Origin of the sequence: Pseudomonas sp. C1C7 (assembly GCF_013359595.1) — a bacterium.
GTDB lineage: Bacteria > Pseudomonadota > Gammaproteobacteria > Pseudomonadales > Pseudomonadaceae > Aquipseudomonas.
Window position 1 is genome coordinate 1 of record NZ_JABFMP010000036.1, and the last position, 13613, is coordinate 13613.

The following is a 13613-nucleotide window of genomic DNA, read 5'->3' on the forward strand; positions in this document are numbered from 1 at the left end:
AGCCTAAGCGAAGGGCCGTACGTCAGGGGATAAAAGCGCTTGGTTACTTGGCGCTTTTCCAAGTGACCCGCTGTAAGAGCGGAACCATAAGTGGCCGTTACCGCAGAAATGGATATGTGCACAAGAAGAGCACCGCGAGCAGGCTCGCTCCCACTAGACCCGCACAAACACCACCCCCGGGGTTCCGGCCAAGCCGGCGAATCTTTATGATCCCGCCATCCCCCCAGGCCCCGCCACCGCCATGTTCCCCTCACTCACCACCTTCAAACCCTGCAACCTGCCAACCCTGCTCAACAGCCTGCAGCCCATCGCCACCCTGCTCGACACCCTGTCGGACGTGGTGTTTTTCATCAAGGATGGCGACGCCCGCTACGTCTTCGTCAACCAGACCCTGGCCCTGCGCTGCGGCTTCAAGAACAGCGAGCAACTGCTGGGCCTGACCGCCGACCAGGTCTTCCCGGCGCGCTTCGGGCCGCTGTACACCGAGCAGGATCGGCGGGTGCTGTCCACCGGCCGCGAGCTGGCCGATCAGCTGGAACTGCATCTTTATTACGGCAACCAACCGGTCTGGTGCCTGACCCACAAACTCGCCCTGCAGGATGAACAGGGACGGATCGTCGGCCTCGCCGGCATCTCCCGCGACCTGCAACTGCCCCAGTCCAATCACCCGGCCTTCCAGAAACTCGCCGCGGTCGACGCCTACATCCGGCAGCATTTCGCCCGCCCCATCAGCCTCGCCGAACTGACCGCCATCGCCGGGTTTTCCGTGGCGCAACTCGAACGTCACTGCAAACGGGTGTTCCAGCTCACCCCACGGCAGATGATCCACAAGTCGCGCCTGGAAGAAGGCACGCGGCTGTTGCTGGACACCGACCTGCCCATCACCGAAATCGCCCTGCGCTGCGGTTACACCGACCACAGTGCCTTCAGCCGTCAGTTCCGCGCCCTGACCAGCCTCTCGCCCACCCAGTATCGGGAAGGCCGTCGCTGAAATGTTCCGTTAGGGGGCGCTACCCACTCGCCCTGCTCCCTTACGTAACACCTCCCGCTCTCCCTCTTCGCAATCGCGCACCTGGCTCTTTCGCGTAAACCGCGCTGTCTAGCGGTCTGCTGGCATTTCGCCCGAAAACGGCAATTCCGGCACGCTCATTGCTAACATTTAATATCGTATACGAAATCCCCAATACGATATCTAACAGCACATTCCGATCACGAGGCCTCTATGAAAAACCCCGCATTTGCCGTAGCCCTCAGCGCTGTTCTCAGTACCTCTTTCATCGCCACCGCCCAGGCCGACAAGCTCGACGACATCATCGGTTCCGGCAAGCTGCGCTGCGCCGTGACCCTGGACTTCCCGCCCATGGGCTTCCGTGATGCGAGCAATAGCCCGGCCGGTTTCGACGTGGACTATTGCAACGACCTGGCGAAGATCCTCGGAGTCGAAGCCGAAGTGGTAGAAACGCCGTTCCCCGACCGCATTCCGGCGCTGATCTCCGGGCGGGCCGACGTGATCGTCGCTTCCACCTCCGACACCCTGGAACGGGCCAAGACCGTCGGCCTTACCGGGCCCTACTTCGCCTTCCAGATGGTCGTGCTGACCCGCGACAACACCGGCATCAACAGTTTCAACGACCTCAAGGGCAAGGCCCTGGGTAACACCAGCGGCACCTTTGAAGCCATCGCCCTGGAAGGCGATGTGAAGAAATGGGGCAGCGGTTCGTTCCGCGCCTACCAGTCGCAGAACGACACCCTGCTGGCGGTCGCTCAGGGTCACATCGATGCCACGGTGGTCACCAACACTGTCGCCGCGGCAACGATCAAATCGGGCAAATACAAAAACCTGAAAGTCGCCGGCAACGCGCCGTACACCATCGACTATGTGTCCCTGGGCGCCAAGCGCAGCGAGTACGGCCTGCTCAACTACCTCAACCTGTTCGTCAACCAGCAGGTGCGCAGCGGTCGCTACAACGAGCTGTTCACCAAATGGGTCGGCACCGAAATCCCGCCAACCGACCTGACCGTGCCGAAGGTTTACTACTGAGATGTCCGGCATGCCTGGGGCTACCGTTCTCAACGGTCGTAGCCTGGTGCCCGGCCGGGCCCAGGGCGAACTGCTGTTCGCCGATGTCGGGTTGAGTTTCTGGGGCGGTGTCGATTCGCGCAGTGGCGAGGTCATCGACCGGCATCACTCCCTGAGCGGCGAATACCTGGCCGGTCGCGTACTGGCCATTCCCAGCGGGCGCGGCTCGTGCACCGGCAGCAGTGTGCTGATGGAACTGATCAGCAACGGTCATGCACCGGCCGCATTGGTACTGGCCGAAGCCGATGAGATCCTGACCCTGGGTGTGCTGGTGGCACAGACCATTTTCGAGCGTTCCCTGCCGGTGCTGTGCATCGGCCGGGAGGCCTTCGCCGCCTTGCGCGGCGTGGCCTTCGCCCGGGTCGACAACGATGGGCTGTGGCTGTTGGATCAAGCGCCTGCCGATACCTGGCAGGCCGCCGACGCGCCATTGCCAACCCGCGAAACCAGCCAGCGGATCGAACTTACCGGGTTCGACCATGAACTCATCGAAGGCCAACATGGCAAGGCCGCGCAGATGGCGATGCAGATCGTCCTGCGCATGGCTGAAATACAAGGCGCACCGCGTCTGGTGGATGTTACCCAGGCGCACATCGACGGGTGCATCTACACCGGCCCCGCGAGCCTGCGCTTTGCCGAACAACTGGTGCAGTGGGGCGCGAAGGTGCGCGTCCCCACCACCCTCAATTCGATTTCCGTGGACCAGCGTCGCTGGCGCGAGCTGGGCGTCGATCCGGCGCTGGGTAATCCTGCCAGCGCATTGGGCGATGCCTACATGGCGATGGGCGCACAGCTGAGTTTCACCTGCGCGCCCTATCTGCTCGACAGCGCACCGAAAGCCGGCGAGCAGATCGTCTGGGCCGAATCCAACGCCGTGGTCTACGCCAACAGCGTGCTCGGCGCACGCACGCTCAAGTACCCGGACTACCTCGACATCTGCATCGCCCTGACCGGCCGCGCGCCCCTGATCGGCTGTCATCTGGACGCACAGCGCAAGGCGCAGCTGCTGATCGAGCTGCCGCCGTTGGGTGAACTGGACGATGCGTTCTACCCCTTGCTCGGCTACCACATCGGTGCCCTCGCCGGCACCCGCATTCCGCTGGTGCTGGGCCTGGAACAACGCGGGCCAGACACCGACGACCTGAAAGCCTTCGGCGCGGCGTTCGCCACCACCTCCGCCGCACCGCTGTTTCATATCGCCGGGGTCACGCCGGAAGCGCTCGACCCGACACGGGTGCGGGAACCGAACGCTGAGCTGCCCGTGGAGAAGATCGCGTTGCAGGACCTGTTGCGCAGCTGGCGCGAACTCAACAGCGCCAGGGACCCACGGGTGGACATCGTCTCCCTGGGCAATCCGCACTTCTCGCTCGGCGAGTTCGCTCATCTCGCACGCCTGTGCCGTGGCCGCCGTAAACACGCCGGAACCGTGCTGGCCGTCACCTGCGGTCGCGCCGTGCTGGAACAGGCGCGCGCAGCCGGCCACATCGCCGACATCGAAGCCTTCGGCGTCACCCTGGTGACCGACACCTGCTGGTGCATGCTCGGCGAGCCGGTGATCCCGCCGGCCGCCACCACCCTGATGACCAACTCGGGCAAATACGCCCATTACGCACCGGGTCTGGTGGGGCGCACGGTGCACTTCGCCAGCCTTGCCGAATGCGTCGAAGCCGCCTGCACTGGCACCGCCAGCGAGCGCCTGCCGACCTGGTTGCAACCTGCCCTGCCGATGGAGAGCCCTGCGCATGTTTGATTACACCTTCCAGTGGCGCGCGACCCTGCGTGCCTTGCCGGACATGCTCGCCGGCGCCTGGGTCACGTTCGAGACCGCGGCGCTGTCGATGATTTTCGGCGTGCTGATCGCCCTGGCCCTGACGGTCATGCGCGAAACGAAGAACCCGTTGCTGCGCGGCATCGGCAACGGCTGGGTGTCGATCGCCCGCAATACGCCCTCGCTGTTCCAGATCTACATCCTGTACTTCGGCCTGGGTTCGATGGGGCTGCACGTCAGCTCCTGGATCGCCTTGCTGGCGGGGATCACCTTCAACAACGCCGGCTATCTGGCGGAAAACTTTCGCGGCGGACTCAAGGCGGTGCCGGGAACGCAAGTGCGAGCCGCACGCTCGCTGGGCATGAGCGCTTTCCAGGCCTACCGGATGATCGTGGTTCCGCAGCTGTTGCGGATCGTGTTCTACCCCTTGAGCAACCAGATGGTCTGGGCGGTGCTGATGACATCGCTCGGGGTGATCGTCGGGCTCAACAACGACCTCACCGGCGTGACCCAGGACTACAACGTCCGCACGTTCCGCTCCTTCGAATATTTCACCATCGCGGCGGTGCTGTATTACCTGATCGCCAAGGCAATCGTCGCGACGGCCCGGCTGATGGCCTGGCGGCTGTTCCGTTACTGAGGAGGTGACCATGTTATCCACGAGTTTTACCTGGAACGACCTGATGTTCCTGCTCAACGGCGCCTGGGTCACCCTGCAACTGACCTGCTGGGCGATCCTGCTGGGCACCTTCGTCGGGCTGATTTTCGGCTTGCTGCGCGCCCTGCTGCCACGGGCCACCCTGCCGCTGGCCTGGGTACTCGACGTGTTTCGCAGCGTGCCGCTGTTGATCCAGTTCGTGCTGTTCAACTCGCTCAAGAGCATCGTCGGCCTGAACATCAGCGCCTTCAGTGTCGGCTGCATCGTGCTGGGGGTTTACGCCGCGGCGTACTTCACCGAGATCGTGCGCGGCGGCGTGCTGTCGGTCTCGCTGAGCCTGCGCCGGGCCAGTCGCTCGCTGGGCATGAGTTTCTTCCAGGACCTGCGCTGGGTCGTCCTGCCGATGGCCGCGCGCGTGGCCTTCCCCGGCTGGCTGAACCTGGTGCTGGGGGTCATGAAAGACACCGCGCTGGTGATGTGGATCGGCATCGTCGAATTGCTCCGCGCTTCGCAAACCATCGTGACCCGCATTCAGGAACCGCTGCTGGTGCTGTGCATTGCGGGCCTCATCTACTACGTCATGAGCCTGGTGGTCGCACGCCTCGGCGCTCGTCTGGAAAGAAGGTGGCAAGAAAATGATTGAGATCGAAAACGTACACAAATCCTTCGGCGACCTGGATGTGGTCAAGGGTGTCAGCCTGACGGTGGACAAGGGCGAAGTGGTCTCCATCATCGGCGGCTCCGGCTCGGGCAAGTCGACCCTGCTGATGTGCATCAACGGCCTGGAGCCGATCCAGAAAGGCAACATCCGTGTCGATGGCGTCGAGGTGCATCAGCGCGGCACCGACCTCAATCGCCTGCGGCAGAAGATCGGCATCGTGTTCCAGCAATGGAACGCCTTCCCGCACCTGACCGTGCTGGAAAACGTGATGCTCGCGCCGCGCAAGGTGCTGGGCAAGAGCAAGGCCGAGGCCGAGGAACTGGCAGTGAAACAGCTGACCCACGTCGGCCTGGGCGAGAAGCTCAAGGTGTTCCCCGGCAAGCTCTCCGGCGGTCAGCAACAGCGCATGGCGATTGCCCGCGCCCTGGCCATGTCGCCGGACTACATGCTGTTCGACGAGGCCACCTCGGCCCTCGATCCGCAGCTGGTGGGCGAAGTGCTGGACACCATGCGCATGCTCGCCGAGGACGGCATGACCATGGTGCTGGTGACCCACGAGATCCGCTTTGCCCGGGACGTGTCCGATCGCGTGGCGTTCTTTCGCAATGGGCTGGTGCATGAGATCGGCTCGCCGGATCAGGTGATCGGCAATCCGCTGCATGCCGAGACTGCGGCGTTTCTGAAGTCGGTGAAATAACTGATGGCCCCATCGCGGGCAAGCCCGCTCCCACAGGGTCTGGTGGTGTACACACAATCACCATGCAACCGAGATCTCTGTGGGAGCGGGCTTGCCCGCGAAGAGGCCCGCACAGACAACACAAGGAGAGGACAATGCGCTCATCGAAAGTAGTTCATGTAGTCAGCTGCCACGCCGAAGGTGAAGTCGGCGATGTGATCGTCGGCGGCGTCGCCCCTCCGCCCGGCGCCACGGTGTGGGAACAATCGCGCTGGATCGCCCGGGATGAAACCCTGCGCAACTTCGTGCTCAACGAGCCCCGCGGCGGGGTGTTCCGTCACGTCAACCTGCTGGTACCGGCCAAGGACCCGCGGGCGCAGATGGCCTGGATCATCATGGAACCGGCGGACACACCGCCAATGTCCGGCTCCAACTCCCTGTGCGTGGCCACCGTGCTGCTCGACACCGGCATCCTGCCCATGACCGAGCCGCAAACCCGCCTCGTGCTCGAAGCCCCCGGCGGCCTGATCGAAGCCGTGGCCGATTGCCGCGACGGCAAGGTCCAGCGGGTGGAAGTCAAGAACGTGCCGTCGTTCGCCGACCGCCTCGACGCCTGGCTCGAAGTCGAAGGCCTCGGTTCACTGAAGGTCGACACCGCCTACGGTGGCGACAGTTTCGTGATCGCCGACGCCAAGGGCCTGGGCTTCGCCATTCGTCCCGATGAAGCCGCCGACCTGGTGGCGGTCGGGTTGAAAATCACCCGCGCGGCCAATGAGCAGTTGGGCTTTACCCATCCGCTGAATCCCGAGTGGTCGCACATTTCCTTCTGCCAGATCGCCGCGCCCATCGAACGGGAAAGCGACATTGCCACCGGCGCCAACGCAGTGGTGATCCAGCCGGGCAAGATCGACCGCTCGCCCACCGGCACTGGCTGCTCGGCGCGCATGGCGGTGTTGCAGGCCAAGGGATTGATGCAGGTGGGCGAGCGATTCATCGGGCGCTCGATCATCGGCTCCGAGTTCCACTGCCGCATCGACTCCCTCACCGAGGTAGCCGGGCGCCCCGCCATCTACCCGTGCATTTCCGGTCGTGCCTGGGTCACCGGCACCCATCAGTTGCTGCTGGACCCGAGCGATCCGTGGCCTCAAGGCTACCGGCTCTCGGACACCTGGCCGGGCGCTTGAGGCAGCCCCCTGCAGCGCCCGGACCAACGGCTACAAAAACCCCGGAAAAACCGAAAAAAACACTGGCTGAAAATTGTCACTTTAAATATCGTATACGAAATACAATAAACAACGTCGGAGGCAACAATGAGCAAGCGCATTAACTGGAGTGGCGTCTTCCCCGCGGTAACCACTCAATTCAACGATGACTTCACTATCAACCTGGACAAGACCCATCAGGTGATTTCCAACGTCATCCGTGACGGCGTGTCGGGTCTGGTGGTGTGCGGTTCGGTCGGCGAAAACACCTCGCTGACCGCCGAAGAAAAAATCGCCGTGACCGAAGTCGCGGTCGATGCCTCACGCGGCCGCGTGCCGGTGATCTGCGGTGTGGCCGAGTTCACCAGCGTGCAGGCGGCCAAGGTGGCCAACGCCGTGCGCAAGGTCGGTGTCGACGGCGTGATGCTGATGCCGGCGCTGGTCTACGGTTCCAAGCCGTTCGAGACCGCCGAGCACTACCGCTACGTGGCGAAAAACGCTGACGTGCCGCTGATGGTCTACAACAACCCGCCGATCTACAAAAACGACGTCACCCCGGACATCCTGATTTCCCTGGCCGACTGCGACAACGTGGTGTGCTTCAAGGATTCCTCGGGCGACACCCGCCGTTTCATCGACGTGCGCAACGAAGTGGGCGACCGTTTCGTGCTGTTCGCCGGCCTCGATGACGTGGTTCTCGAAAGCATTGCCGTGGGCGCTGAAGGCTGGGTGTCGGGCATGTCCAACGTGTTCCCCAAAGAAGGCGAAACCATCTTCCGCCTGGCCAAGGCCGGACGCTTTGCCGAAGCCATGCCGATCTACGAATGGCTGATGCCGATCCTGCACCTGGACGCCCGTGCGGACCTGGTGCAGTGCATCAAGCTGTGCGAAGCCATCGCCGGTCGCGGCAGCGCCCTGACCCGTCCGCCACGCCTGGCCCTGCCGGAAGCCGATCGCGTGTTCGTCGAGCAGATCATGGCCAAGGCCCTGGCCAACCGTCCGCAACTGCCGGACGTCGGTCTCTGAGTGATTGCCGGGCGGGTCTTCGCGGACCCGGCCCGGCTGCCTGTTTTTGCGCCTCTACAGGAAACGTCAGCATGCCCAACACTCAACACACGCAAAGCGCAACCACACCCTCGGGACTCAAGCGTGTCGTGGCCGCCGCCATGGCCGGCACCGTCGCCGAATGGTATGAATTCTTCCTCTATGGCACCGCCTCCGCCCTGGTCTTCGGCCAGTTGTTTTTCCGCCAGACCGGCAGCGCCATCGACGGCATCATCGCCGCCTTCGCCCTGTATGCCGTGGGCTTTCTCGCACGTCCCCTGGGCGGTCTGGTGTTCGGTCACTACGGCGACAAGTTCGGGCGCAAGCGCCTGCTGCAATTGAGCCTGGTGGTGGTCGGCATCACCACCTTCCTGATGGGCTGCCTGCCTGGCTTCAACGAGATCGGTTACGCCGCGCCGGTGCTGCTGGTGCTGCTGCGACTGATCCAGGGTTTCGCCTTCGGCGGCGAATGGGGCGGCGCGATCCTGCTGGTGTCCGAGCATTGCCCGGACAATCGTCGCGGCTTCTGGGCCAGCTGGCCGCAGGCCGGCGTACCGGCGGGCAACCTGGTGGCCACCGTGGCCTTGCTGCTGTTGTCGTCGAACCTGTCCGAGGAAGCCTTCCTCGCCTGGGGCTGGCGCGTGGCATTCTGGTTCTCGGCGGTGGTGGTGCTGATCGGCTACTGGATTCGCACCAGTGTCGATGACGCGCCGATCTTCAAACAGGCCCAGGCCCGTCAGGCGCAGATGCATCAACAGCAACTGGGCGTGGTCGAAGTGCTGCGTCATCACTGGCGTTCGGTGCTGGTGGGGATCGGCGCGCGGTTCGCCGAAAACATCCTCTACTACACCGTGGTGACCTTCTCGATCACCTACTTGAAGCTGGTGGTGAACAAAGACACGTCGCAGATTCTGCTGCTGATGTTCGGTGCTCACCTGCTGCACTTCTTCCTGATCCCACTGATGGGTTACCTGTCGGATCTGGTGGGGCGCAAACCGGTGTATCTGGTGGGCGCGGTGCTCACGGCGTTCTGGGGTTTCGTCGGCTTCCCGATGATGGACACCGGCAACAACTGGCTGATCATGGCCGCGATCACCCTGGGCCTGGCCATCGAGTCCATGACCTACGCGCCCTACTCGGCGCTGATGGCCGAGATGTTCCCGACCCACGTGCGCTATACCGCGCTGTCGCTGTGCTACCAGGTGGCGCCGATCTTCGCCGGCTCGCTGGCGCCGCTGATCGCGATCACCCTGCTCAACAAGTACCACAGCTCGACCCCCATCGCGTTCTACCTGGTCGGCGCATCGCTGATCTCCATCGTCGCCGTCGGCCTGACCCGGGAAACCCGTGGCAAGTCGCTGCATCAGGTCGACAGCGAAGCGGCCGCCCGCGTCGCTGCGACCACCAGTGCCGCTGCAGCGACCACTCGCCGCGGCGATTCGCTGGCCTGACGTGCGTTATCGCGGGAGCCGGTTTGCCGGTTCCCGCACATCCTCAGCCCTCCCACATTCCGCCAGGAGCTTTCATGTCCGAGATCATCGGCCACAACTACATCGGTGGCGCGCGCAGTGCCGCCGGCAGTATCAGCGTGCGTAGCCACGATGCCGTCACCGGTGAAGCACTGCCCTACTCCTTCATGCAGGCCACCGTTGACGAAGTCGACGCCGCCGCCCTCGCGGCCGCTGCTGCCTATCCCTTGTTTCGTGCACTCTCGGCCGTTCGCCGGGCAGAATTTCTCGAAGCCATCGCCACCCAACTGGAGGCGCTGGACGATGAATTCGTGGCGCTGGTGACCCGCGAAACGGCGCTGCCGACCGCACGTATTCAAGGTGAGCGCGCGCGCACCGCCAACCAGATGCGCCTGTTTTCCCAGGTCCTGCGGCGTGGTGATTTTTACGGGGCGCGCATCGACCGCGCCCTGCCAGAGCGCACGCCGCTGCCACGGGTGGACCTGCGCCAATACCGGATCGGCGTCGGCCCGGTCGCGGTGTTCGGTGCGAGCAACTTCCCGCTGGCCTTCTCCACCGCCGGTGGCGACACCGCCGCCGCGCTGGCCGCCGGTTGCCCGGTGGTGTTCAAGGCCCACAGCGGGCACATGGCAACCGCAGAGCACGTGGCTGATGCGATCATTCGCGCCGCCGAGCAGACCGGCATGCCCAGGGGCGTGTTCAACATGATCTACGGCGCGGGTGTCGGCGAAGCGCTGGTCAAGCATCCGGCGATCCAGGCGGTGGGCTTTACCGGCTCGCTCAAGGGTGGCCGCGCGCTGTGCGACATGGCCGCCGCACGTCCCCAACCGATCCCGGTGTTCGCCGAAATGAGCAGCATCAACCCGGTGGTCCTGTTGCCCGAAGCGTTGCAGCGGCGGGGCGAAAAAATTGCCGGCGAACTGGCCGCTTCCGTGGTGCTCGGCTGCGGCCAGTTCTGCACCAATCCGGGTCTGGTGATCGGCATTCGCTCGCCTGCGTTCAGCGCCTTCATGGCTTCGCTGACCGCGACGATGGCCGATCAACCGGCACAGACCATGCTCAACCGCGGCACGCTCGCCAGCTATGCCAAGGGCGTACAGGCCTTGCGCGCTGAGGCCGGCATCGAGCATCTGGCGGGGCGCGAGCAACAAGGAACGCAGGCCCAACCGCAACTGTTCAAGGCCGACGTCAGCCTGTTGCTCGAGGGCAATCCGCTGTTGCAGGAAGAAGTGTTCGGGCCGGCGACGGTGCTGGTGGAAGTTGCCGACGAGGCCGAACTTTTTGCCGCGTTGGAATGCCTGCACGGACAACTCACGGCGACGCTGATTGCCGAAGCGGATGATCTGCAACAGCACGCGCAGTTGCTGCCACTGCTGGAGCAGAAAGTCGGCCGGGTGCTGTTCAACGGATACCCCACCGGGGTCGAGGTCTGCGATGCTATGGTGCATGGAGGGCCTTATCCGGCGACCTCCGATGCCCGTGGCACGTCGGTCGGCAGTCTGGCGATCGATCGCTTCCTGCGCCCTGTCTGCTACCAGAACTGTCCCGATGCGCTGCTGCCCGATGCCTTGAAAAACGCTAATCCTCTGGGCATCGCCCGATTGGTGGATGGCGTCAGTCAACGCGACCCACTGTAAAAAAGCGCCACCGATTTTTCGGTGGCGCGCTTCCTTTATCCCAGCAGCGCTTTCAGATCGTTGTACAGCGCCTCGGGAATCTGCACCCCTTCCACCACACTTTTCGCTCGCGCTTCGTATCGCCGTTGCGACGGCAACCGCGCGCCCTGCCCCTGAATGCTGTCGAAAAGGACTTCGGCTCGTGCCAGATGCTGCTCGCTGGCAATGCCAAGAAACCGCTGCGGATCAAAAGCGATGATCAGCTCGCCATGGTACGGCGACGACTTGCTACCGGCATCAAAGGCCAGCGACTCGGCACTCGTCAGGTCGCCGATCAAGGGGCCGGCGATCAACTCCACCATCGCCGCCAGCGCCGAACCCTTGTGGCCACCGAACGTCAGCATCGCACCCGTATCGAGCACCACGTTGGCATCGGTGCTCGGCTGTCCCTGCGCGTCCACACCCCAGCCTTCGGGAATCGCTTTGCCCGCACGCCGATGCAGTTCGATATCGCCACGGGCAATCGCACTGGTGGCGAAGTCGAACACGAACGGGTCCTTGCCCGGACGCGGCCAGCCGAATGCGATGGGGTTGGTGCCGAACACTGGCTGATGGCCGCCCGCGGGCGCGACCCAGGCGTGGCTGGGATTGCAGGCCAGCGCCACCAGACCCGCCGCAGTCAATTGTTCGATCTCCACCCACAGCGCGGAGAAATGCACGCAACGGTTGATCGCCAGCGCGGCAATCCCATTGGCCCGGGTTTTCTCCATCAGCAACGGCAGGCCAGCCTGGAACGCCAGTTGCGAGAAACCGCCCGCGGCATCGACACGCACGATCGAAGGCGCCTGATCGATCACCTGCGGCGCAGCATCGGCCGCCACTTTGCCGGCCCTGAGCGAGTTCACGCAGCCCAGGATCCGGTACAAACCATGGGAGGCGCAGCCATCGCGTTCACCGGCAATCACCGTGGCGGTCACCGCCTGCGCGTGGGCAAGGTTGAAACCGTTGTGCAGCAAGATCGATTCGGCCAGCTCGCGGGCTTCGGCCAGGGTCAGTCGGATCATAATCCACTCCTTGAACAGACCCTGCAGACTGGCTTGTTCGCGTCGCACTGGCTTGATCGCTTTAGGCCGGTGCGATGACGAATTCGGCACACCGCCTTCATGACGGTGCCGACGTGCCTGCGATTCGGTGCAAAACGTTAAAAAAGATCAAAAAAATAACGTTTATCTAGCCCCATGCCGTCGTTTTCCCGTAGCCTCGATTCCATTCAAATGCTGAACACGAGTCCGTTGACTGCTTTCCCATGCGCAAATTTCTGTACCTGACTTTCTCCATGGCGTTGATCGCCGCCCTCACGACCTACGCCATGTGGGCCGCGGACCGCCCCGCGGGGCATTACCTGTCCGACCTGCGAATCGACCTGGCGATCGACCAGGGCACCCCTGCCGACCGTGGCAATCTACTGGGCATCCAGCCCGAACTGTTCCCCACCGACTATCAAAGCCCCGAGCGCCTGCATCGCAAGCTGGCGGCGTATCTGCAAAAGGCCCAGGAACAGGGTCTGCTCAACGAGAAAACCATCGTCGTGCTGCCCGAACACGTCGGCACCTGGCTGATGGTCAGTGGCGAAAAGGATGAGCTGTACCAGGCCGCCACCCTCAAGGAAGCCATGAACTGGCTGGCGGTGAGCAATCCGTTGAAGTTCGTGCGCGCACTGATCAGCGCCGAAGGCGGCAGCCGCCTGGATGACGCGCACCTGCGCATGAAGGCCAAGGGCATGGCCAAGGAATACCAGGCGCTGTTCGGCGGCCTGGCGAAAGAATTTCGCGTGACCCTGGTGGCGGGCTCCATCGTGTTGCCCGAGCCCAGCGTCATCGACGGGACCCTGAAAATCGGCCGTGGCGCGCTGTACAACAGCAGCGTCGTGTTCAGTCGCGACGGCGTGCCAATCGGCCAACCCCAGCGGCAGATGCACCCGGTTTTCGAACAGCAGGACGCGATCAAGGCCAATGGCGAGCACACCCTCAACGTCGTCGATACCCCGGCCGGTCGCCTGGGGGTGCTGATCGGCAACGACAGCTGGTACCCGGACAACTACCGCAAACTCGACGAGCTGCAGGCGCGGATCGTCGCGGTCCCGGCGTTCGTGACGGGGCGTGGCATCTGGGATCAACCGTGGCGCGGCTACAAGGGCTCACAGGCGCCCGCCTCTGTCAGCCTCAAGGCCGGCGAGCTTAGCGAAGGCCAGGCCTGGCATCGCCTGACCCTGACCAGCCAGGCCCCGTCCAGCCAGGCCGTCGCCGGCATGAGCGTGTTCCTGCGCGGGCAGTTCTGGGATCAGTCCAGTGCCGGGCAAAGCTTTCTCACCAGCAACGGCCAGCACTTCGCCGACGGCAACGTGCGTGGCGCGCGCCTGCTGAACCTCTGGCTGTAAGC

At 63.8% G+C, this 13613-nt stretch carries 12 protein-coding genes; 11 read left to right on the forward strand and 1 reads right to left on the reverse strand.

The features are described from left to right. Positions 1 to 241: 241 nt before the first annotated feature. From HNO86_RS24150 to HNO86_RS24195, 10 genes are all read left to right on the forward strand, one after another. Positions 242 to 991 (forward strand): AraC family transcriptional regulator, encoded by a 750-nt coding sequence (locus HNO86_RS24150; RefSeq protein ID WP_175379438.1) that lies wholly within the window; start codon positions 242 to 244, stop codon positions 989 to 991. Between the two features lie 231 nt (positions 992 to 1222). Then, positions 1223 to 2041: a transporter substrate-binding domain-containing protein gene (locus HNO86_RS24155; protein ID WP_175379439.1), complete on the forward strand. Its 819-nt coding sequence runs from the start codon at positions 1223 to 1225 to the stop codon at positions 2039 to 2041. Between the two features lie 10 nt (positions 2042 to 2051). Continuing rightward, on the forward strand, positions 2052 to 3830 hold the full coding sequence (locus HNO86_RS24160; RefSeq protein ID WP_175379488.1) for an aconitase X: 1779 nt from the start codon (positions 2052 to 2054) through the stop codon (positions 3828 to 3830). Then, positions 3823 to 4488, forward strand: a complete 666-nt coding sequence (locus tag HNO86_RS24165; protein ID WP_175379440.1) for an amino acid ABC transporter permease — start codon at positions 3823 to 3825, stop codon at positions 4486 to 4488. Before HNO86_RS24160 ends, HNO86_RS24165 begins: the two co-directional genes overlap by 8 nt. A gap of 10 nt (positions 4489 to 4498) precedes the next feature. Further along, on the forward strand, positions 4499 to 5149 hold the full coding sequence (locus HNO86_RS24170; protein ID WP_175379441.1) for an amino acid ABC transporter permease: 651 nt from the start codon (positions 4499 to 4501) through the stop codon (positions 5147 to 5149). Continuing rightward, complete coding sequence (locus HNO86_RS24175) at positions 5142 to 5864, forward strand: amino acid ABC transporter ATP-binding protein (protein ID WP_175379442.1); 723 nt, start codon at positions 5142 to 5144, stop codon at positions 5862 to 5864. Before HNO86_RS24170 ends, HNO86_RS24175 begins: the two co-directional genes overlap by 8 nt. A gap of 134 nt (positions 5865 to 5998) precedes the next feature. After that, the gene (locus tag HNO86_RS24180) at positions 5999 to 7027 is read left to right on the forward strand and encodes a proline racemase family protein (RefSeq protein WP_175379443.1); all 1029 of its coding nucleotides are present in this window, start codon (positions 5999 to 6001) and stop codon (positions 7025 to 7027) included. A 126-nt stretch (positions 7028 to 7153) separates the two neighbouring features. Beyond that, positions 7154 to 8071, forward strand: a complete 918-nt coding sequence (locus tag HNO86_RS24185) for a dihydrodipicolinate synthase family protein (protein ID WP_034150208.1) — start codon at positions 7154 to 7156, stop codon at positions 8069 to 8071. A 71-nt stretch (positions 8072 to 8142) separates the two neighbouring features. Further along, positions 8143 to 9540, forward strand: coding sequence for a fosfomycin efflux MFS transporter AbaF (gene abaF, locus HNO86_RS24190; protein ID WP_175379444.1), 1398 nt, complete (start codon positions 8143 to 8145; stop codon positions 9538 to 9540). Between the two features lie 74 nt (positions 9541 to 9614). After that, a complete protein-coding gene (locus HNO86_RS24195) occupies positions 9615 to 11195 on the forward strand; it encodes an aldehyde dehydrogenase (NADP(+)) (RefSeq protein ID WP_175379445.1) in 1581 nt (526 codons plus the stop codon). A gap of 35 nt (positions 11196 to 11230) precedes the next feature. Here the strand turns inward: HNO86_RS24195 and HNO86_RS24200 are convergent, their stop codons facing one another. Beyond that, on the reverse strand, positions 11231 to 12238 hold the full coding sequence (locus tag HNO86_RS24200) for an Ldh family oxidoreductase (protein ID WP_175379446.1): 1008 nt from the start codon (positions 12236 to 12238) through the stop codon (positions 11231 to 11233). A 242-nt stretch (positions 12239 to 12480) separates the two neighbouring features. Between HNO86_RS24200 and HNO86_RS24205 the strand changes: the two genes are divergently transcribed. After that, on the forward strand, positions 12481 to 13611 hold the full coding sequence (locus HNO86_RS24205) for a nitrilase-related carbon-nitrogen hydrolase (protein WP_175379447.1): 1131 nt from the start codon (positions 12481 to 12483) through the stop codon (positions 13609 to 13611). The last annotated feature ends 2 nt before the right edge of the window (positions 13612 to 13613 follow it).

Coding starts and splice junctions, on each gene's coding strand:
- HNO86_RS24200 (WP_175379446.1), bottom strand. CDS start 12,238: ATGATCCGACTGACCCTGGCCGAAGCCCGCGAGCTGGCCGAATCGATC.
- HNO86_RS24185 (WP_034150208.1), top strand. CDS start 7,154: ATGAGCAAGCGCATTAACTGGAGTGGCGTCTTCCCCGCGGTAACCACT.
- HNO86_RS24195 (WP_175379445.1), top strand. CDS start 9,615: ATGTCCGAGATCATCGGCCACAACTACATCGGTGGCGCGCGCAGTGCC.
- HNO86_RS24150 (WP_175379438.1), top strand. CDS start 242: ATGTTCCCCTCACTCACCACCTTCAAACCCTGCAACCTGCCAACCCTG.
- HNO86_RS24155 (WP_175379439.1), top strand. CDS start 1,223: ATGAAAAACCCCGCATTTGCCGTAGCCCTCAGCGCTGTTCTCAGTACC.
- HNO86_RS24205 (WP_175379447.1), top strand. CDS start 12,481: ATGCGCAAATTTCTGTACCTGACTTTCTCCATGGCGTTGATCGCCGCC.
- HNO86_RS24160 (WP_175379488.1), top strand. CDS start 2,052: ATGCCTGGGGCTACCGTTCTCAACGGTCGTAGCCTGGTGCCCGGCCGG.
- HNO86_RS24175 (WP_175379442.1), top strand. CDS start 5,142: ATGATTGAGATCGAAAACGTACACAAATCCTTCGGCGACCTGGATGTG.
- HNO86_RS24165 (WP_175379440.1), top strand. CDS start 3,823: ATGTTTGATTACACCTTCCAGTGGCGCGCGACCCTGCGTGCCTTGCCG.
- HNO86_RS24180 (WP_175379443.1), top strand. CDS start 5,999: ATGCGCTCATCGAAAGTAGTTCATGTAGTCAGCTGCCACGCCGAAGGT.
- abaF (WP_175379444.1), top strand. CDS start 8,143: ATGCCCAACACTCAACACACGCAAAGCGCAACCACACCCTCGGGACTC.
- HNO86_RS24170 (WP_175379441.1), top strand. CDS start 4,499: ATGTTATCCACGAGTTTTACCTGGAACGACCTGATGTTCCTGCTCAAC.